This is a genomic window from Janthinobacterium glycogeni, from assembly GCF_051380725.1.
GTDB lineage: Bacteria > Pseudomonadota > Gammaproteobacteria > Burkholderiales > Burkholderiaceae_D > Janthinobacterium.
Window position 1 is genome coordinate 275,700 of sequence record NZ_JBNYXP010000003.1, and the last position, 16,160, is coordinate 291,859.

At 65.2% G+C, this 16,160-nt stretch carries 18 protein-coding genes; 8 read left to right on the plus strand and 10 right to left on the minus strand.

The annotated features are described in order from the left end of the window. Window positions 1–10 precede the first annotated feature (10 nt). The 5 genes from ACQ4W4_RS09625 to ACQ4W4_RS09645 all read right to left on the minus strand — a co-directional run bounded on the left by ACQ4W4_RS09625 (window position 11) and on the right by ACQ4W4_RS09645 (window position 5,268). Window positions 11–823, minus strand: coding sequence for a phosphonate ABC transporter ATP-binding protein (locus tag ACQ4W4_RS09625; protein ID WP_436541782.1), 813 nt, complete (start codon window positions 821–823; stop codon window positions 11–13). 125 nt (window positions 824–948) lie between these two features. Then, a complete protein-coding gene (locus tag ACQ4W4_RS09630; RefSeq protein ID WP_436497063.1) occupies window positions 949–1,818 on the minus strand; it encodes a putative selenate ABC transporter substrate-binding protein in 870 nt (289 codons plus the stop codon). 26 nt (window positions 1,819–1,844) lie between these two features. Next, on the minus strand, window positions 1,845–2,909 hold the full coding sequence (gene selD, locus ACQ4W4_RS09635; RefSeq protein WP_436541783.1) for a selenide, water dikinase SelD: 1,065 nt from the start codon (window positions 2,907–2,909) through the stop codon (window positions 1,845–1,847). A gap of 45 nt (window positions 2,910–2,954) precedes the next feature. After that, complete coding sequence (mnmH, locus tag ACQ4W4_RS09640) at window positions 2,955–4,046, minus strand: tRNA 2-selenouridine(34) synthase MnmH (protein ID WP_436541784.1); 1,092 nt, start codon at window positions 4,044–4,046, stop codon at window positions 2,955–2,957. Between the two features lie 79 nt (window positions 4,047–4,125). Then, a complete protein-coding gene (locus ACQ4W4_RS09645) occupies window positions 4,126–5,268 on the minus strand; it encodes an FAD-dependent oxidoreductase (RefSeq protein ID WP_436541785.1) in 1,143 nt (380 codons plus the stop codon). 89 nt (window positions 5,269–5,357) lie between these two features. Between ACQ4W4_RS09645 and ACQ4W4_RS09650 the strand changes: the two genes are divergently transcribed. Further along, on the plus strand, window positions 5,358–6,041 hold the full coding sequence (locus tag ACQ4W4_RS09650) for a TetR/AcrR family transcriptional regulator (RefSeq protein WP_436541786.1): 684 nt from the start codon (window positions 5,358–5,360) through the stop codon (window positions 6,039–6,041). Here ACQ4W4_RS09650 and ACQ4W4_RS09655 read toward each other — a convergent pair. Further along, window positions 6,038–6,727: an LrgB family protein gene (locus tag ACQ4W4_RS09655; RefSeq protein ID WP_436541787.1), complete on the minus strand. Its 690-nt coding sequence runs from the start codon at window positions 6,725–6,727 to the stop codon at window positions 6,038–6,040. The two genes, ACQ4W4_RS09650 and ACQ4W4_RS09655, sit on opposite strands and share 4 nt — an antisense overlap. Continuing rightward, window positions 6,724–7,182, minus strand: coding sequence for a CidA/LrgA family protein (locus ACQ4W4_RS09660; protein WP_436541788.1), 459 nt, complete (start codon window positions 7,180–7,182; stop codon window positions 6,724–6,726). The genes ACQ4W4_RS09655 and ACQ4W4_RS09660 overlap by 4 nt, the downstream gene beginning before the upstream one ends. Before the next feature lie 102 nt (window positions 7,183–7,284). On the opposite strand from ACQ4W4_RS09660, the gene ACQ4W4_RS09665 reads away from it, so the two are divergent. The 7 genes from ACQ4W4_RS09665 to ACQ4W4_RS09695 all read left to right on the plus strand — a co-directional run bounded on the left by ACQ4W4_RS09665 (window position 7,285) and on the right by ACQ4W4_RS09695 (window position 14,723). Continuing rightward, window positions 7,285–8,193 carry a LysR family transcriptional regulator gene (locus tag ACQ4W4_RS09665; RefSeq protein WP_436541789.1) on the plus strand — a complete coding sequence of 303 codons (909 nt, stop codon included), beginning with the start codon at window positions 7,285–7,287 and terminating at the stop codon, window positions 8,191–8,193. 115 nt (window positions 8,194–8,308) lie between these two features. Beyond that, window positions 8,309–9,049 carry a glutaminyl-peptide cyclotransferase gene (locus tag ACQ4W4_RS09670; protein WP_436542017.1) on the plus strand — a complete coding sequence of 247 codons (741 nt, stop codon included), beginning with the start codon at window positions 8,309–8,311 and terminating at the stop codon, window positions 9,047–9,049. A 39-nt stretch (window positions 9,050–9,088) separates the two neighbouring features. Then, window positions 9,089–9,985, plus strand: a complete 897-nt coding sequence (locus ACQ4W4_RS09675; protein ID WP_436541790.1) for a hypothetical protein — start codon at window positions 9,089–9,091, stop codon at window positions 9,983–9,985. Continuing rightward, window positions 9,982–10,629 carry a hypothetical protein gene (locus ACQ4W4_RS09680; protein WP_436541791.1) on the plus strand — a complete coding sequence of 216 codons (648 nt, stop codon included), beginning with the start codon at window positions 9,982–9,984 and terminating at the stop codon, window positions 10,627–10,629. Before ACQ4W4_RS09675 ends, ACQ4W4_RS09680 begins: the two co-directional genes overlap by 4 nt. A gap of 281 nt (window positions 10,630–10,910) precedes the next feature. Beyond that, window positions 10,911–12,932 (plus strand): ferritin-like domain-containing protein, encoded by a 2,022-nt coding sequence (locus tag ACQ4W4_RS09685; RefSeq protein WP_436541792.1) that lies wholly within the window; start codon window positions 10,911–10,913, stop codon window positions 12,930–12,932. Next, window positions 12,932–13,867, plus strand: a complete 936-nt coding sequence (gene bufB, locus ACQ4W4_RS09690; RefSeq protein ID WP_436541793.1) for an MNIO family bufferin maturase — start codon at window positions 12,932–12,934, stop codon at window positions 13,865–13,867. The genes ACQ4W4_RS09685 and bufB overlap by 1 nt, the downstream gene beginning before the upstream one ends. Beyond that, on the plus strand, window positions 13,857–14,723 hold the full coding sequence (locus ACQ4W4_RS09695) for an HvfC/BufC family peptide modification chaperone (RefSeq protein ID WP_436541794.1): 867 nt from the start codon (window positions 13,857–13,859) through the stop codon (window positions 14,721–14,723). The genes bufB and ACQ4W4_RS09695 overlap by 11 nt, the downstream gene beginning before the upstream one ends. A 65-nt stretch (window positions 14,724–14,788) precedes the next feature. Here the strand turns inward: ACQ4W4_RS09695 and ACQ4W4_RS09700 are convergent, their stop codons facing one another. The 3 genes from ACQ4W4_RS09700 to ACQ4W4_RS09710 all read right to left on the minus strand — a co-directional run bounded on the left by ACQ4W4_RS09700 (window position 14,789) and on the right by ACQ4W4_RS09710 (window position 16,153). Then, window positions 14,789–15,037, minus strand: coding sequence for a DUF3297 family protein (locus tag ACQ4W4_RS09700; RefSeq protein WP_010398340.1), 249 nt, complete (start codon window positions 15,035–15,037; stop codon window positions 14,789–14,791). A gap of 190 nt (window positions 15,038–15,227) precedes the next feature. Next, on the minus strand, window positions 15,228–15,554 hold the full coding sequence (locus ACQ4W4_RS09705) for a hypothetical protein (protein WP_436541795.1): 327 nt from the start codon (window positions 15,552–15,554) through the stop codon (window positions 15,228–15,230). Window positions 15,555–15,751: 197 nt separating this feature from the next. Further along, window positions 15,752–16,153 (minus strand): GFA family protein, encoded by a 402-nt coding sequence (locus ACQ4W4_RS09710; RefSeq protein ID WP_436541796.1) that lies wholly within the window; start codon window positions 16,151–16,153, stop codon window positions 15,752–15,754. Window positions 16,154–16,160 lie beyond the last annotated feature (7 nt).

The following is a 16,160-nucleotide window of genomic DNA, read 5'->3' on the forward strand; positions in this document are numbered from 1 at the left end:
TCGGCGCTCTTCAGCAAAGGGGCCTCGCGGCGTCCAGGTTCGCCTCCACCGATTCGAACTGGGGCGCGGCGTCGGCCTTGTTGCGGTACAGCTCGGCGATCATGGCGTCGCTGACCTCGCTGCCAGGCAAGTCGAAGACGATCTGGCCATCGCGCAAGGCGACGATGCGCGTAAAGCAGGCGCGCGCGATCTCGACCTGGTGCAGGCTGCAGATCAGGGTGGCGTTGCGCGCCGTCGCTTCCGCCTGCAGCACATGGATCGTCTGCAAGGCGAGGGTGGGGTCGAGCGCGGACAGCGGTTCGTCGACGAGGAACACTTGCGCATCCGACACGAGCGCGCGCGCCATGCCGCAGCGCTGGCGTTCGCCGCCGGACAGGCGGTCGACCCTGGCGTACAGTTTATCCTGCAGGTTGAATTTACCCAGCGCTTCCCACGCGGCGCGCGGATCGACGGGTGCCAGCAGCGAACGGATGGCCGTCCACAAGCGCCATTGCGGCAGGCGTCCCGCCAGCACGGCGTTGACGACGCGCTGGCGCGGCGGCAGCGGCGGCGTTTGCGGCGCGAGGAACAGGCGCGCGCGCAAGGCATGGCGTTCGCCGCTGGCGAGCTGCCACGGAGAAGTCCCGAGTACGCTCAAGCTGCCGGACTCGGGACGCAGCGCGCAAGCCAGGGTATGCAGCAGGCTGGTCTTGCCGGCGCCCGAAGGGCCGATCAGGGCGATCTGCTCGCCCTGGGCCACGTCCAGGTCCACGTCGCGCAGGGCCAGCGCATTGCCGGCGGCGCCCGCGTGGTGGACGCAGACCTTGTGAAGTTGGAATGTCATGCGATGTGTCGGTGTGGGGACGGTGGGTGTCGGATGACGCGGCTGCGCCGTTAATCCGACCTACGCCATGCGACGGCAGCGTAGGTCGGATTAGGCCGGAGGCCGTAATCCGACAGATTCAGCAATTACTTCAACAGCTTCGCGTCGCGTGCGGCCGCTTCGATATCCTTGTAGTTCTCGGCCTTGGTCGGGATGAACTTGGTCGCGCGCTGCAGCTCGAGGATTTCCTTGCCTTCCGGCGTGGAAGCATCGAGCGCCAGGAAGGCGTCCGTCAGCTTCTTGCGCACGACGGGATTCATGTCGGCGCGCACGCTCCAGTTGTAATCGTAGTAGCCCGGTGTCGTGTAGAACACGCGCACCTTGCTTGGATCAACCTTTTTCGCTTCGACCAGCTTTTCCCACACCGAAATGTTCAAGGTGCCCGCATCGACCTTGCCGCCGGCCACTGCCGCCACGGTGGCGTCATGTGCGCCCGAAAACGCGATGCGCTTCATGTCCGTGTCCGGGTTGATCTTGGCGGCCAGCAAGTAGTAGCGCGGCATCAAGTGGCCCGAGGTCGACGATTCCGAGCCGAACGTGAAATTCTTGCCTTTCAGGTCCGACAATTGATTGATGTCCTTGCTGGTGGTCACGAACACGGAGCGGAACTTCGTGTCTTCCTCGCGCTGCACCAGCGGCACGATCTTGCCGCCGCTGCGCACGTTCGCTTGCACAAAGGTAAAACCGCCGAACCAGACCATGTCGAGCTTGTGATTGATCAAGCCTTCCACAGACGCCGCGTAATCGGTGACGGGCGTAAATTCCACCTTCATGCCCAGCTTTTTCTCCAGATAGCTGCCCAGCGGCTTGAACTTGCGCTGCAATTCCGTCGGCGCTTCGTCGGGAATGGCGGACACGCGCAATACTTGCTGCGCCTGCGCCAGGCCGCTGTGGATGGCCAGGGTGGCGGCGACGGTGGCCAGGATGGCGGGGAATTTGTTGGAGAACGTGGTCATGGGACTGCCTTTGCAAAAAATATTCATTAGATTACGGAAACCCCGGTCGTACCTTCCTGCATCTCGCCGATGACGACGGCGTCGCCAAAGCCTTCGGCGCGGAAAATCGCCAGCACTTGCTCGACGGCTTCCGGCGCGCAGGCCACCAGCAGGGGGCCGGCCGTCTGCGGGTCCGTCAAAATCGCCTTGTCGATGGCGCTCAGGCTGTCGGACAGCGCCACTTGCGCGCCATAGCCCTGCCAGTTGCGGCCCGAGGCGCCCGTGATGTTGCCATTCTGCGCCAGTTGCTGCACCTGCGGCAGCAGCGGCACGTCGTCCATGGCGATGCGCGCCTGCAACTTGGCGCCGCGCGCCAGTTCCAGGGTGTGGCCCAGCAAGCCGAAGCCCGTCACATCCGTCAGCGCATGCACGCCGTCGAGCAGGGCCAGTTTCTTGCCCGGGGTATTCAGTTTGGTGGTGTTGGCGATCAGGGAGGCATAGCCATCGGCGTCGAGCGCGTTCTTTTTCAGCGCGGCCGACAGGATGCCCACGCCGATCGGCTTGCCCAATACCAGCTTGTCGCCGGCGCGCGCGCCCGCGTTGCGTTTCACCTGCGACGGGTGGACCAGGCCCAGCACGACCAGGCCGTAGATCGGTTCGACGGAATCGATGGTGTGGCCGCCCGCGATGGGGATGCCGGCCTGGGCGCAGATGGTTTCGCCGCCTTTCAAGATGAGGCCGATGGTTTCCACCGGCAGCTTGTTGATCGGCATACCCACCAGGGCCAGCGCCATGATGGGCGTGCCGCCCATGGCGTACACGTCGGAAATGGCGTTGGTGGCGGCGATGCGGCCAAAGTCGAACGGGTCGTCGACGATGGGCATGAAGAAATCCGTCGTGGCGATCAGCGCCTGCTCGTCGTTGAGCTGGTAGACGGCCGCGTCATCGGAGGTTTCTATGCCGACCAGTAATTCCTTCGGCAGGGGAAAGCCGCCGCTGCCCTTCAAGATGTCGGCCAGCACGCCCGGTGCAATTTTGCAGCCGCAGCCGCCGCCATGGGCAAATTCGGTCAACCGGATGGGTGTATTGGGTGTTGCTGCGCTATCGGACATGGTCGTCATCCTGCTCAAAAAGGTCATTAAAAGCTGCGCCGACGCTTACGCGGCGCTGGCGGTACGGGGTTCGCCGACGATAGCACATAATGCGCGCGCGGCTTGCTCAAAGGCATGTTCTGAAATATCGGGCAAGACCAGCGGCGTCGCCTGCGCGTAGCGGCTGAAGTTGCGGGCGATCGATTGCCGGTAGACGGGGTCGTAATGCTGGACCAGCAGTTCTTCGACCAGCTCGGCCATCTGGCCCGAGGTCGCCAGTTGCTGCCAGTGGGCAATTTTCTCCTTGCCATGCAGCTGCGTCAACAGGGCCAGCTGCACGTTCAGGCGCGCCGGGTCGCCGACGAAATGTTCATAGTCCTGCATCAGCAGTTGCACGCGCTGCTCCGTGGCCAGCCGCACGTCCGTGCAGGCGGCCGCGCGCATCTTGTCCATCAGCGCGTCGGGCACGCGCAGGCGGCCCACTTTCTTGCTTTCCGATTCGATGAAGACGGGCAGTGCCGGGTCGAAAGTACGCAGTTGCTGCCACAGCGCGCTTTCAAACGCTTTTTGCGACGGCTGCTCTGCCTCGGGCAAGCCGCCCAGCACGGAGCCGCGGTGGGCCGCCAATTGTTCCAGGTCGATCACCTGCGCGCCCTGGCGGTCCAGCACCTGCAGCAAGCGGCTCTTGCCGCTGCCCGTGGGGCCGCACAGCACGTTGATGAAATCGAAGCGCTCGGGCAGGGTGGCCAGTTCGGCGTTCACATGGCGCCGGTAATCCTTGTAGCCGCCCTCGAGCTGCGTGACGGGCCAGCCGATGCGCGCCAGGATGTGCGCCATGGCGCCGCTGCGGTTGCCGCCGCGCCAGCAGTAGACGAGCGGTTTCCAGTGCTGCGGATGAGCGAGGAAACTGTCTTCGATATGCCGCGCGATATTTTTTGCTACCAGCGCCGCGCCCAGCTTCTTCGCCTCGAAAGCGCTGGTCTGTTTATACAAAGTACCGACGCGCACGCGCTGCTCGTCGTCGAGCACGGGCAGGTTGATGGCGCCCGGCAAGTGGTCTTCCGCGAACTCGGACGGGCTGCGCACGTCGATGATGGCGTCGAATTCATGCAGGCGCGGCAGGATGTCGCGGAAGGGAAGGACTGCAGGGTATTTCATCGTGGCGCGGCTGCTAGCAATGGGGAAAGACGTATTATCCCCGATAAAGGCCGCTGGCGTGGGGCTTTGGCGTCGCCGTTCACACTGCGCGCGCCGGGCCGCCATCTTGCATGCCCGTAAAGAACTGCACCAGGCCGTGCGGGGCATCGTCTCTAAAGCACAGGCGCAGGATGCGTTCGGACTCCGCCGCGGCCGCGCCGCTGCGCGCAAACAGCGCCGTTTCATATGCCAGCAGTGCCGCCGCCACGTCGCCCGGCTGCGCGGCAAGCGCCTGCGCCAGCTCGGCGCCGTCCAGCATGGCCAGGTTGGCGCCTTCGCCGGCCGGCGCCATCAAATGGGCCGCGTCGCCCAGCAAGGTCACGCCCGCCACGCGCTGCCAGCGGTGGTCGACGGGCAGCAGGTGTACGGGACGGGGCACGGGCGGCGTGTCCGCGTCCGTGATCAGGGCCGTGAGCGCCGGCGCCCAGCCGGAAAATTCCGCGGCGATGCCCGCCCGGGCGGCGGCAGGGTCGGCAAAATCGATGCCGGCCAGCCAGCTTTCGGGCTTGCGCAAGGCCACATACGCATGCAGCACGCCATCGGCTTCGCGGTGGGCCTGGATGCCCTTGCCCGGCGCCAGCGCGAACAGGGCGCCCGCGCCGACGGCTTGCGCGCTGGCCGGATGGCGGCGGTCGCTGTCGAACAGATACGTTTCAATGAAGGCAATGCCGCTGTAGGCGGGCTGCGCGCTGGAGAGCAGCGGCCGTACCCGGGACCAGGCGCCGTCCGCGCCCACCAGCAGCTCGCTGGCCGCCGTGGCGCCATGCGCAAAGTGTAAAAGATGCCGGCCGCCATCCAGCGTTGTGATGCTTGTCAATTTGTGGCCCCAGCGCACGCAGCCCTCAGGCAAGGCATCGAGCAGGATGCGGCGCAGTTCGCCGCGCGGCACTTCCGGGCGCCCGCCCGTGCCATCGTCGCCCTCGTCGTGCAGGACGGTGCCGTGCTGGTCGAGCACGCGGCTCGCTTCGCCGCCCGCATGGATGAGGGCGCGGAAGGCGTCGTGCAGGCCGGCGGCGCGCAGCGCTTGCTGGCCCGTTTCCTTGTGGATATCGAGCATGCCGCCCTGACGGCGCGCCTGCGGCGAAGAGTCTGCTTCATACACGGTGGCGGCGATGCCGTGGACGTGCAGCACGCGGGCGAGCATCAGCCCGCCCAGGCCTGCGCCGATGATGGCGATATGCATGGTGATCCTTCAGGTGGTGTTTAAAATGGCAATGGAACGGCGTTCCAGAAGAATTTTGCTGCAAGCCGCCATCTGTGTCAAGATAAGCTATGCCCCATACCGTAGCGAACCCACCACGACGCGCCGACTCGCTGACGCGCGACTCCATCATCGACGCCGCCATTGCCCTGCTCGACACAGCGGGCGAGGGCGGCCTGACCTTCCGCGCCCTGGCCGCGCGTCTGGCGACGGGGGCGGGCGCCATCTACTGGCACGTGGCCGACAAGGATGATTTATTCACGGCCGCCAGCGACGCCATCGTCGCCCGCGCCATGGAGGCTGCCCCGCCCGGCGATACGCCGCAGGCGGGCATCCGCGCCGTGGCGCTGGCCATGTTTGAGGCGATGGATGCGCATCCGTGGCTGGGCTCGGCCTTGTCGCGCGCGCCGGGCCAGCTACCCACCGTGCGCATCCTGGAACGCCTGGGCCGGCAAGTCGATGCGCTGGGCGTGCCGCAGGAACGGCAGTGGATGGCGGCATGCGCCTTGCTCAATTATCTGCTGGGCGTGAGCGGGCAGAATGCGGCCAATGCCGTCCTCGCCAGGGAACAGGGCCTGGAGCGCGCGCATTTCCTCGACACCCTGGCGGGCGCGTGGTCACGCCTCGATGCGCAGGCATTTCCATTTGCGCGCAAGGTGGCGGGCCAACTGCGTGCGCACGACGACCGCGAGGATTTTTTGGCGGGAATCGACCTGATCGTGCATGGCATGCAGGCGCTGCAAGCGGGCCGCTAGCCCAGCAGGTGCCCCAGCAGCGGCGCCAGCAGCACCGTCACGACGCCGGAAAAAATCATCGTCAGGCTGGCCACGGCGCCTTCCTCCGTGCCCACGCGGCGCGCCACGGATAAGCCAAAACCGTGCGCGGCCGCGCCATACGGGGCGCCGCGGGCGATGCGCATGCGCAAGGGCAGCAGTTTTAACAGCGGCTTGCCCAGCATCAGACCGAACAAGCCTGTCATCACGACGAAGATGCCCGTCAGCTGGGCCGAACCGCCCATGTGGCGCGACGCTTCCAGTGCGAACGGGGTGGAGACGGAACGCGCCAGCAGGCTGCGCGCCATGTCGCCGTGCACGCCCAGCAGCCGGTCCAGCAGCAACGTGGCGGCCACGGACGCGACGATGCCGGCGCAGCTGCCCAGCGACAAGGCCAGCCAGTGCTTGCGGATCAGCTTGCGCTCCTGGAAGATGGGCAGGGCAAACGCGATGGTGGCCGGACCCAGCAGCCACGGCAGCCAGCGCGTCTCGCCGAAATACGTGGCGAACGGCGTCGACGTGGCCTGCACGATGACGATCAATATCGCCGAGGTGCAGATGGCGGGCGTGAGCAGGAAATGCGGATGGCGGCGGTGCACGGCCTGGTTGGCATAGAACAGTGCCAGGGTCAGCAGCAAAAACAGCAGGGACAGCAGCAGCGTGCTCATGCTTGCGCCCTCGCGGCGCGCTGGCGCAGCAGTTTTTGCAGGCGCAGCTTGCGTTCATAGCGGCACACCCATTCCACCGTCAACGCCGTGGCCAGCATCACGCTGGCAAAGCCCAGGCCGATATTCACAAACAGCATCAGCCCCTGCGACTTCAACAGTTGCGTAAATTGCACCACGGATACCACCAGCGGTATAAAGAACAGCAGCATGTTGGCCAGCAGCCAGTTCGCGCCCAGTTCGATGGCGCTTGGGCGCACCCAGCCCGCCAGCAGCAGGGCCACGAGCACGAACAGACCCACGACGCCGCCGGAGAACGGCAAGTGCAGGGCGGAGGCGGCTTCGTCGGCCAGCCACCAGGCGGCAATCAGGATGCCCACTTGCCACACGGTCTGCGCGGGCTGGCGCCAGGCAGGGATGGCGAGTGGGGCGGTGGTGGAACAAGGGACGGCTTTCACGGCAGGCTTTCAAACGGATGGGGAGGTTTTCATTGTAGTGAGCCCACATCAAAAGATAAAATGACTTAAACTCATGATTATCATTCGATATTGGAATGCATCATGGATATCCGCTCCCTGCGCTACTTCGTCGAAGTGGTCGAGCAAGCCAGTTTTACGCGCGCGGCCGCCAGGCTGCACGTGACGCAGCCCACCGTCAGCAAGATGGTGCAACAGCTGGAACAGTCGCTCGACCTGGCCTTGCTGGACCGCGCCGGCAAACGTTTTACCCTGACGGACGCGGGCAAGGTGGTGCTGTCGCGCGCGCATGAACTGCTGGCCCTGCACGCGGAACTGAAGGTGGAATTGCGCGACTTGCAACATCTGGAGCGGGGCGAGCTGCGCGTCGGCGTGTCGCCGCAGACGCACTCCACCCTGGCGCCGTGGCTGGCCGAATACCACCAGCGCTATCCGGGCATCGAACTGAAGATGTACGAGAGCGGCACGCAGGCGATCGAACGCGACTTGCGCACCGGCACGGTGGAACTGGGCACCATGCTCGACTACCCGGGCAATGCGGCCACCTGGCAGGATTTCGAAGCCTTGCCCCTCGTGCGCTCGCCGCTGTGCCTGCTGGCCGCGCCCGGCTCGCCGTGGCACGGGCGCGCTGCCGTCGCCCTGGCCGAGCTGGCCGACAGCCCCTTCATTTTCTACGGCGCCGCGTTTGCCCTGAACGACATCGTGCTCGATGCCTGCCAGCGGGCCGGTTTCGCGCCGCGCATCACGGGCCGCAGCGGCCAGTGGGATTTCATTGCCTCGCTGGTGCGGCTGGGCGTGGGTATCTGCCTGCTGCCGAAAATGTATTGCGACACGCTGGAGCCAGCGCAATTTGACGTGATTCCCCTGGACGGCCCGCCCGTGGAGTGGAATTTGATGCTGGCCTGGCGCCGGGGCGGGCGGCTGTCGTTTGCCGCGCGCGCCTGGCTGGAGCTCGTCAGGGCGCGCATGGCGGACGCCGCACGTTTACAATAGGCGCTCGCCAACCACCGCCAAGAATATGAAGAACACAGGGAACGCCAGGGTAACAGCCAAAATCAAACGCACGGCCGGCTCATTGTTGCTGGGATTGTTATGCACCGTGGGTCTGATGAGCGAAATGGGCTATGCCCAGGCCGCGCTTCCCGTGTATGGCTATTTCGTCAAGAACACTTACCCGCATGACCCGCAGGCTTTCACGCAGGGCTTGCTGTTCAAGGAGGGGCATTTATATGAAAGCACGGGCCAGAACGGCCAGTCCTCCCTGCGCAAGGTGGAATTGACGACAGGTAAGGTGCTGCAGAAAAGCATGCTCGACAAGAACGTGTTCGGCGAAGGCATCACGGACGTGGGCGACGAGATCCTGGGCCTGACGTGGATTTCGCAGACCGGCTATGTCTTCGACGTGAAAACCTTCAAATTGAAACGCAAATTCAGCTATGCGGGCGAAGGCTGGGGCCTGGCCAGCGACCATCAATTCGTCTACATGAGCGACGGCACGTCCGCCATCCGCGTGCTCGATCCGAAAACCCTGAAGGAAGTGCGCCGCTTCGAAGTGAAAGCCGAGGGCCGCCCCATCGACCGGCTGAACGAGCTGGAAATGGTCGACGGGCAACTGTTTGCCAATGTGTGGGGCGCGGACGTCATCGCCCGCATCGACCCGGCCAGCGGCAAGGTCGTCGGCTGGATCGACCTGACGGGCTTGCTGCCGCCCGAGCAGCGGGGCACGGCCAATCCCGACGCCGTGCTCAACGGCATCGCCTGGGATGGGCGCGGCAAGCGCTTGTTTGTCACTGGGAAACTGTGGCCCAAGCTGTTCGAGATCGAACTGATCGAAATCCAGCGCCGTTGATGTTTCCTATCGGACAGTATTGCTGGCGATGAATCGTTTATGATGACGATCCTTCGCCCGGTGCGACCCTTGCAGGATGCCATGCTGTTCTCTCCTTTACATCGCCTGGCGGCCGCCGCCAGCTTGCTGGCCGCCGTCTTGCCCGTCGTGCAGGCGCAGACACCCTACGTGCCGGTGATGCAGCAATACGGCGACTTTGTCGTCACGCGCGACCGCCACGGCGCGACCGTCACCTTGAATTTCCGCCGGCACGGCTATTGGCCCGGCGGCGCGCGCGAAGTGGCGGAGGTGCGGCCCATCCAGGCCACGCGCGAGGGCCAGCCCATGCTGCTGGCCTTTACCAAGGGCTACACGGGCCAGGGCACGATATTGATCGGCGTGCAGAACGGCGAACCGCTGATGCGCCCCATCAGCCCTCTGCAGCGCGACGACATGGTGCGCACGGAACGCGACCCCGAATGGGGCGTGCCGCAGCCGGGCCGTAGCGAAATACTGCTGTTTGCCCGCGATGGCCGCGCGCTCGACACGGGCACGGGCGAACTGCTGTGGTTTGACGTGCCGGGCAGCGTCACCGGTGATTATCCGCAAGCCATGCTGGTCTCCATCTCGCCCGACGGCCGGCGCGGCGCGTATCTGACGAATGCGCTGACGAAGGTGGGGATCATCGTCGCCACGCGCGACGACGGCGTGGCCGGCGTGCTGGCCTTGCCGCCCGATACCTATCAACAGTGGCTGAAGCCCTTGTCGGAGGCCGCTTCCGCACAGGCCCGCGCCGCCATCAAGACGGGCCAGGGCCGCACGGATAGCAACCGCATCCGGCGCGAGCTGGAACTGGCCTGGTTCGGGCAGCAATTTCAATGGAAACAAGGCAGGGGTGGCTGGCAAGTGACGGGCCTGGGTCTCAGTTCCGCGCCGCCCGAAGGAAAACAGCCATGAGCAAGCCTCAACTCATCGCCGGCTGCCTCGCCGCATTGTTGCTGGCCGGCTGCGTGCACAGTGAGATCGCCTCCAGGGATTATCTGGCGCAGGACATCGACAAGAGCCACGCGCTGGTGGAAGTGGACGTGGTCTTCGGGCAAGCGCCCGACGACAAGCTGACGTCGCGTACCACGTCCCGTAACAGCGTGGAATACGCGGGCGCGCCGCATATCGTCGTGCCGTTCTACCAGAAGGGCCTCGGCTTCGACCAGGGCTTCGCGGGCACCTATATGTTTGCCGTGCCCTATCCGATCGCCAAGGTCGAGACGGCCACGGCCAGCAGCCGTGTCTTCGGGCAGAAACTTGACGGCCAGCAGCCGGGCAGCCCGCGCTACCGCTTCCGCGTGCCGGGCAAGGCGCAGTGGAACAGTAATGAGACCTTCATGCTGAGCTTTGCGCGCAAGGGCCGCCGCGAGGAAATCACCTTCCGCTTCAGCAATGAGCAAAGCTGCCCGTCCGCCTTCCTGGCTACCACGCCGAAATACGGCTTCCCCATCAAGGTCGTCGCCACGTTCAAGGACAATCACGGCTGCCTGAAAGTGTGCGACAGCCGCGACCAGTGGCCTGGTTTCTGCGCCTTCCAGCCGCCGCCGGCTGCGTAACTATCATCATGCAAGCGACGTGCCGGCGTTGGACGGTGCGGCGCTTATACACGCGCGCGTTTTGCCGATTCTATTCAATTGTCATCGAATGGCGGTGTAGAACGCTTATTTTTACGCGCAAAGGCAGGCTGAATTGACGCAGATCAATGCGTCGGCCAGCGCGTAAATCTTGCCGCAAAAATATCTTTCTCAGGCGTATGATTTCTGTGCCGTGATCAGCGCGCGCAGATGGCGCGGTACGGCCCGATATCCGAAACGCATCGTTCCTGTGGAGAGACAGAATGAAAATGCCCGTGTTAGGAAGCACCCAGCCCGCCATCACCAACCGTCCGCTCGACATGCTGGACACCGACACGGCCGCCGTGCGCGCCATCGCCCAGGCGGCCGTCAGCGTCGAGCTGTTTACCATTCCCCTGTACATGGCCACCATGTATTCGATCCAGGGCACGCACCAGATCAACTCGCAAGGCATCTCCTACTACGAAGGGCGCCAGTGGCCCGGCATGGGCACCACGGCCCGCCCCGAGCTGGCGGAGCAAAAGGCCTTCAACATCATCTTCAGCGTCTTTATCCAGGAAATGCTGCACCTGCAGATGGCGGCCAACCTGGCCACGGCCATCGGCACGGCGCCATGCTTCACGGGGTCGGAGCTGCAGTCGCAGGACCACGGCTGGACCTGCTATGGCAAGGATTGCACGGTGATCCCGCACATCGTCGACTTGCAGGACACGGCCGGCTACCGCCACGTGCGCGTCAACCTGGAAGAACTGAACGCCAACCAGTGCGACCTGTTTCTCGCCATCGAGCAGCCGGAGGAGCAGGCCCGCGCCCAGCTGGCCGAGTTCGACAAGCACAACCACACCAAATATTTCCCCGAGGTACCGTTCGTGGGCTGGACGCCGGGCAAGCACGTGCACGACCTGCCCCTGTTCGGTACCATCGGCTACATGTACGAATGCTATGCGCGCTACATCAGCATCGAATACACGGATGGCCAGACCCTGTGGCAGAAGCTGTTCGTCAACGGCTCGGTGCAGCAGGACATGTTCAACAGCCAGGTCCAGGGCCATGCCAAGGCGGAATTTCCCAAGTTCGACACCTGCTTCGGCCCGCAGGATCAGGATGGCGGCCAGACGGGCTCGTTCAACAAGGCCATCGACATGATGGCGGCCATCACGGACCAGGGCGAGGGCAGCGACACGGCCATCCAGCGCTACCGCCGCGACAGGGCGCAGCGTCTGATGGCCGTGCAGCCCGATTACCGCGAAGACCTGGCCGCCTTGAAGTGCGATTACCCGTCCTATACGAACAATGGCAAGGATGCCGAATCGCGCGATGCGCAGGCGCGCCACGACAGCGCCCCGTTCGACCACTACGAGCGTTTCGGCCAGGTCAAGGCCATGCTGCCAGTAAAAACCTGGGCCGCCTGGCACCAGGAAGGCGGGCGCTGGAGCGAAGCCATGCTGACCAACGAGCGCTACAACCCGGCCACCGCGCCAAAGAATATCCCCGCGCCGGCGGCCGTGGCGGGCGCCCTGAACCGCCTGAAGGATGCCAGCGGCACCCTGGATATGCTGAGCACGGTAGCCACGGGCGCCATCTACGGCATCACTTCCGTGCTGGACAAATACTGGCTGAACCAGAAACTGGACTTCCCGTATCCGTCGATGGTGGGCGCGGGCGACCGCATGGCCATCTGCTGGGCCGTGCTGGGCCAGGCGCCCAACCTGGCGACGGGCGTGCCGCTGGCCGAGAAAGGCGTGCTGTACCACGCTTGCCAGGGCATGCACCTGGAGGGCGAGGCCTCGTCCACCTGCGCCGCGCTGGCCGTCTACCATACGTGCCGCGGCTCCAACGGCTGCCACGCCCAGGGCGGCTGCGGCTTTGCCCAGGCCGATACCGGCGGCTCGTCCTGCGGCCACTCGGTCAAGGCTGCCGCGGCGCCGGGCACGCCGTGCCACGTGCCGCCCGAACGGGAGGACGATAAAGTCTACAGCGCGCCCAGCGACAACAAATGCGGCGGCTTCGGCGGCTGCGCCGTGCCGATTTCGGCTTCGCAGCTGTATCCGAACACCACGAAGAAGGACCCGCCCGAGCCCGCCACTATGACCCTGTACGATTTCGGCCCCGCGCCCGAGCACCGCAGCATTGCGCTGGGCCAGACCATGAGTTTCGCGCTGGGCGACAATGTCTACGACAAGGCCTGGGAAGCCTATGGCAAGGTGATGGCGGCGCGCGGCACGCCGGTGGGCGCGCCGCCTGCGCCCACCGACCTGCGCCTGGCCTTGCCCCCATCGACTTGATGCGGACCGTCAAGCCAGCGGTGCTTCCGCGCCTGGGCCTGCCGAATCTGGGCCTGGGCGTGGGGCTGCGTCCGCCCCATTACGCGCACATCCTCGAACACGGTCCGCAGGTGGACTGGTTCGAGATCATCAGCGAGAATTTCATCGATAATCACGGCTATGCGCGCCATGTGCTCGAGCAGGCGGCGGCGCAGGTGCCCATCGTCATGCATGGCGTCTCGCTGTCGATCGGCAGCAGCGACCCGCTGAGCCTGGCCTACCTGCGCAAGCTGCGCCAGCTCGCCGCCGAGATCCGGCCCGCGTGGATTTCCGACCACCTGTGCTGGACGGGCGCCGCCTCGCTCAACAGCCACGACTTGCTGCCCTTGCCGCTGGACGAGGCCAGCCTGCGCCACGTGGGCGCGCGCGTGCGCCAGGTGCAGGAATTCCTGGGCCGGCCCCTGGTCCTGGAAAACCCGAGCACCTATGTGGAATTTGCCCAGTCCAGCATGCCCGAATGGGAATTCCTGGGCCGCCTGGCCGAAGACACGGGTTGCGGGCTCTTGCTCGATGTTAATAATGTCCACGTCAGCGCGCATAACCACGGCTATGACGCGGCCGCCTACATCCGCCAGTTGCCGCACGACCACATCGTGCAGATTCACCTGGCCGGACCCACTGTCTGCGGCGCAATGCTGATCGATACGCACGACGCCCCCGTACCGGCCGCCGTCTGGCGCCTGTACGCGCTGGCGCAGCAGCTGACGGGCGGCGTATCGGCCTTGCTGGAATGGGATGCGGACATTCCGGCTTACCCGCAGCTGCTGGCCGAACTCGACAAGGCGCGCGCGGCCGGGCGGGGAGAATTCGCCGACACATCGCCAGCCACGGCCAAGCTTGCCGCCGCCGTCTCCACGCCGCTGGGCTTTCATCTGGAGGCGGCCCATGCCCCGTAGCGCCGATGGGGAAGCCTGCGTGCCGCTGGCGCAATTGCAGGCGTGGTTCCTGACGGCCATGACGGCGCCCGGCGGCGCGGCGCGCGGCGCGCAGCTGGCCAGCGAGCGCCACGGCTTGACGCAGGAGCAAGTGTTGAAACGGGCGCGCGGCGCGGCGGCGCCGCTGCACATCCATGCGGATGGCTATGTGCAGCGCCTGCTTGAATGCCTGCAGGCCGACTATCCCGTGTTGCGCAAGGTCATGGGCGGCGAGCTGTTCGCGTTTTTTGCCCGCGCCTATGTCTGGCGCCACCCGTCCGCGTCGCCGACCTTGTATGACCTGGGCGGCGGCTTTGCCGAGTTTCTCGCCGCCAGCCAGCGTGCCGCCGGGGCGCAGGGAGACGGCTTGCGCTTTGCCGTCGAACTGGCGCAGCTGGAACGGGCGCGCAGCGAGGCGGGCAGGGCGCCGGGGCTGGAAAAACGGGCGCCGCCATTGTTGCCTTCCGGCCTGGACTTGTTGTTGGGAAAAGCCCCGGCCTGGCGCCTGGCGCCGTGCACGCGGCTGCTGGCCCTGTCATTTCCCTTGTGTGCGTTCTGGCAACAGGCTCAGGCCGCGCCGGACGACGCCGTGCCGGCCCAGCCGAAGCCCAGTCCCGCCTTTGTGGCCATTTCGCGCATGCATTACCGGCTGGCCATGCACGAGCTGCTGCCATGGCAGTTTGACTGCCTGCAGGCGCTGGCCGGCGGCGCGCCGCTGGCGCAGTGTGCGCAGCAGGCGGCGCAGTCGAGCGGCAGGGAGCAGGACGAGGTGCTGACGGACGCCATGCTGTGGCTGCCCATGGCGGCCGCGGCCGGGCTGGTCGCCATCGACGCTTGAGCGCAATGGGGCGGACGCAAAAAAGGCCGATGCAAATCGGCCTCGATGACGACTGAATGTGTTGCTTAGCGGTAAAACGCTTCGACTTTGCCCTTCAGCTTGATCTGCAGCGGACGGCCGCGGCGGTCGAGGGACTTGGTGGAAGCGACCTTGATCCAGCGTTCGCTGATGCAGTATTCTTCCACGTCAAGGCGTTCCTTGTCGTTGAAGCGGATGCCGACGTCGTTCTCGAACACGGCTGCAACGTGGTAAGGGCTGCTAGGGTCGATCGACAGGCGATCGGGCAATGGGGGTAAGGTGGTGGTATCGTTCATGGCCGTAATTATCGCCCAGAATGCCGATCCAGACAACGGCCTTTCGCGCGTCGCCTGGCATCGCCTGTCATGCGGGGCGCGCCATGGCGGGATGACCGTACGGTGCCCATGGGCCGGCACGGCACTGCCGCACCGGCCCATGCTGCGGCGGATTACCGGTTGCGCTACCGGGAATCACACGGCCCGGCAATCAGGATTTGTCGTCATTCTTGTGGCTTTGACGGCCCGCTTCCACGTGTTGCTCATGCGTGCCGCCGCGCGTGCCCGAGCCGGAAGCCGATTGCTGGCTGCCGCCGCTCTTGCCCTGGCCCGATTGCTGGCCCGACTGTTGTGAGCCTGATTGCTTGTCGCCGTCATTCCTGTGGCTTTGGCGGCCCGCCTCGACATGCTGCTCGTGCGTGCCACCCTGGGTGCCGCCCGACGATTGGCGGCTGCCGGACTGTTTGTCCGACTGCTGGCTGCCCGATTGCTGTTTGTCCGATTGGCTGCCGGATTTGTCGTTGCTGTTCGAAGTCATGATCGTGTCCCCTATAGTTAGTCTGCGTCATCGTCCGCTCCAACATTGGGTCGGATGTTCCTGCCCGAGCTCCGGTGCCGTGCAGCACCGTTGAGACCATTCTCGCTGCATGCGTCGGGCTTAACCATAGGGACACTACTTGTCGCCACGTAGGAAAACTCCGGCGTAGCAGACAACCATTTGTATATTTGCATGGTTTACAAGTGCCGCGTTTCCTGCGGCGGCCTGTCCCAGTCGTCATGCCGGCCATCGACAAAGATAACGGGCGCCCGGGCCAGCTCGGCCGCCGCAGCATCGTCGAGGCAGTTCACGCCGATGCCGACAAACGGGCCGCTGCGGGGCGAATCGCCGTAGCCAAACGGCCGTACGCCGCAGTGGCGGCAAAAATAGTGACGTTCGCGCCCGGCGCCGAAGCGGTATTCGCTCAAGTCGCCTTCTCCGGCCAGCAGGCGGAAGGCTGCGGGAGGCACCTGGCTGGCCCAGCAGCGGATTTTCAGGCAGTAGGAACAGTTGCAGCGCAGGCTGGGGGCCGCCAGGTCGATCTCGGCCGCGAAGCGCACGGCGCCGCAGTGGCAGCTGCCATGGTAGGTTCTTTTCATCTGGCCC

Excerpts from the sequence above, each read along its gene's own strand:
- selD (WP_436541783.1), bottom strand. The coding sequence starts at position 2,909 with ATGTCCGATAGCGCAGCAACACCCAATACACCCATCCGGTTGACCGAA.
- ACQ4W4_RS09645 (WP_436541785.1), bottom strand. The coding sequence starts at position 5,268 with ATGCATATCGCCATCATCGGCGCAGGCCTGGGCGGGCTGATGCTCGCC.
- ACQ4W4_RS09650 (WP_436541786.1), top strand. The coding sequence starts at position 5,358 with ATGCCCCATACCGTAGCGAACCCACCACGACGCGCCGACTCGCTGACG.
- ACQ4W4_RS09685 (WP_436541792.1), top strand. The coding sequence starts at position 10,911 with ATGAAAATGCCCGTGTTAGGAAGCACCCAGCCCGCCATCACCAACCGT.
- ACQ4W4_RS09700 (WP_010398340.1), bottom strand. The coding sequence starts at position 15,037 with ATGAACGATACCACCACCTTACCCCCATTGCCCGATCGCCTGTCGATC.
- bufB (WP_436541793.1), top strand. The coding sequence starts at position 12,932 with ATGCGGACCGTCAAGCCAGCGGTGCTTCCGCGCCTGGGCCTGCCGAAT.
- ACQ4W4_RS09670 (WP_436542017.1), top strand. The coding sequence starts at position 8,309 with ATGAGCGAAATGGGCTATGCCCAGGCCGCGCTTCCCGTGTATGGCTAT.
- ACQ4W4_RS09705 (WP_436541795.1), bottom strand. The coding sequence starts at position 15,554 with ATGACTTCGAACAGCAACGACAAATCCGGCAGCCAATCGGACAAACAG.
- ACQ4W4_RS09695 (WP_436541794.1), top strand. The coding sequence starts at position 13,857 with ATGCCCCGTAGCGCCGATGGGGAAGCCTGCGTGCCGCTGGCGCAATTG.
- ACQ4W4_RS09625 (WP_436541782.1), bottom strand. The coding sequence starts at position 823 with ATGACATTCCAACTTCACAAGGTCTGCGTCCACCACGCGGGCGCCGCC.
- ACQ4W4_RS09655 (WP_436541787.1), bottom strand. The coding sequence starts at position 6,727 with ATGAGCACGCTGCTGCTGTCCCTGCTGTTTTTGCTGCTGACCCTGGCA.
- ACQ4W4_RS09680 (WP_436541791.1), top strand. The coding sequence starts at position 9,982 with ATGAGCAAGCCTCAACTCATCGCCGGCTGCCTCGCCGCATTGTTGCTG.
- mnmH (WP_436541784.1), bottom strand. The coding sequence starts at position 4,046 with ATGAAATACCCTGCAGTCCTTCCCTTCCGCGACATCCTGCCGCGCCTG.
- ACQ4W4_RS09710 (WP_436541796.1), bottom strand. The coding sequence starts at position 16,153 with ATGAAAAGAACCTACCATGGCAGCTGCCACTGCGGCGCCGTGCGCTTC.
- ACQ4W4_RS09665 (WP_436541789.1), top strand. The coding sequence starts at position 7,285 with ATGGATATCCGCTCCCTGCGCTACTTCGTCGAAGTGGTCGAGCAAGCC.
- ACQ4W4_RS09675 (WP_436541790.1), top strand. The coding sequence starts at position 9,089 with ATGATGACGATCCTTCGCCCGGTGCGACCCTTGCAGGATGCCATGCTG.
- ACQ4W4_RS09630 (WP_436497063.1), bottom strand. The coding sequence starts at position 1,818 with ATGACCACGTTCTCCAACAAATTCCCCGCCATCCTGGCCACCGTCGCC.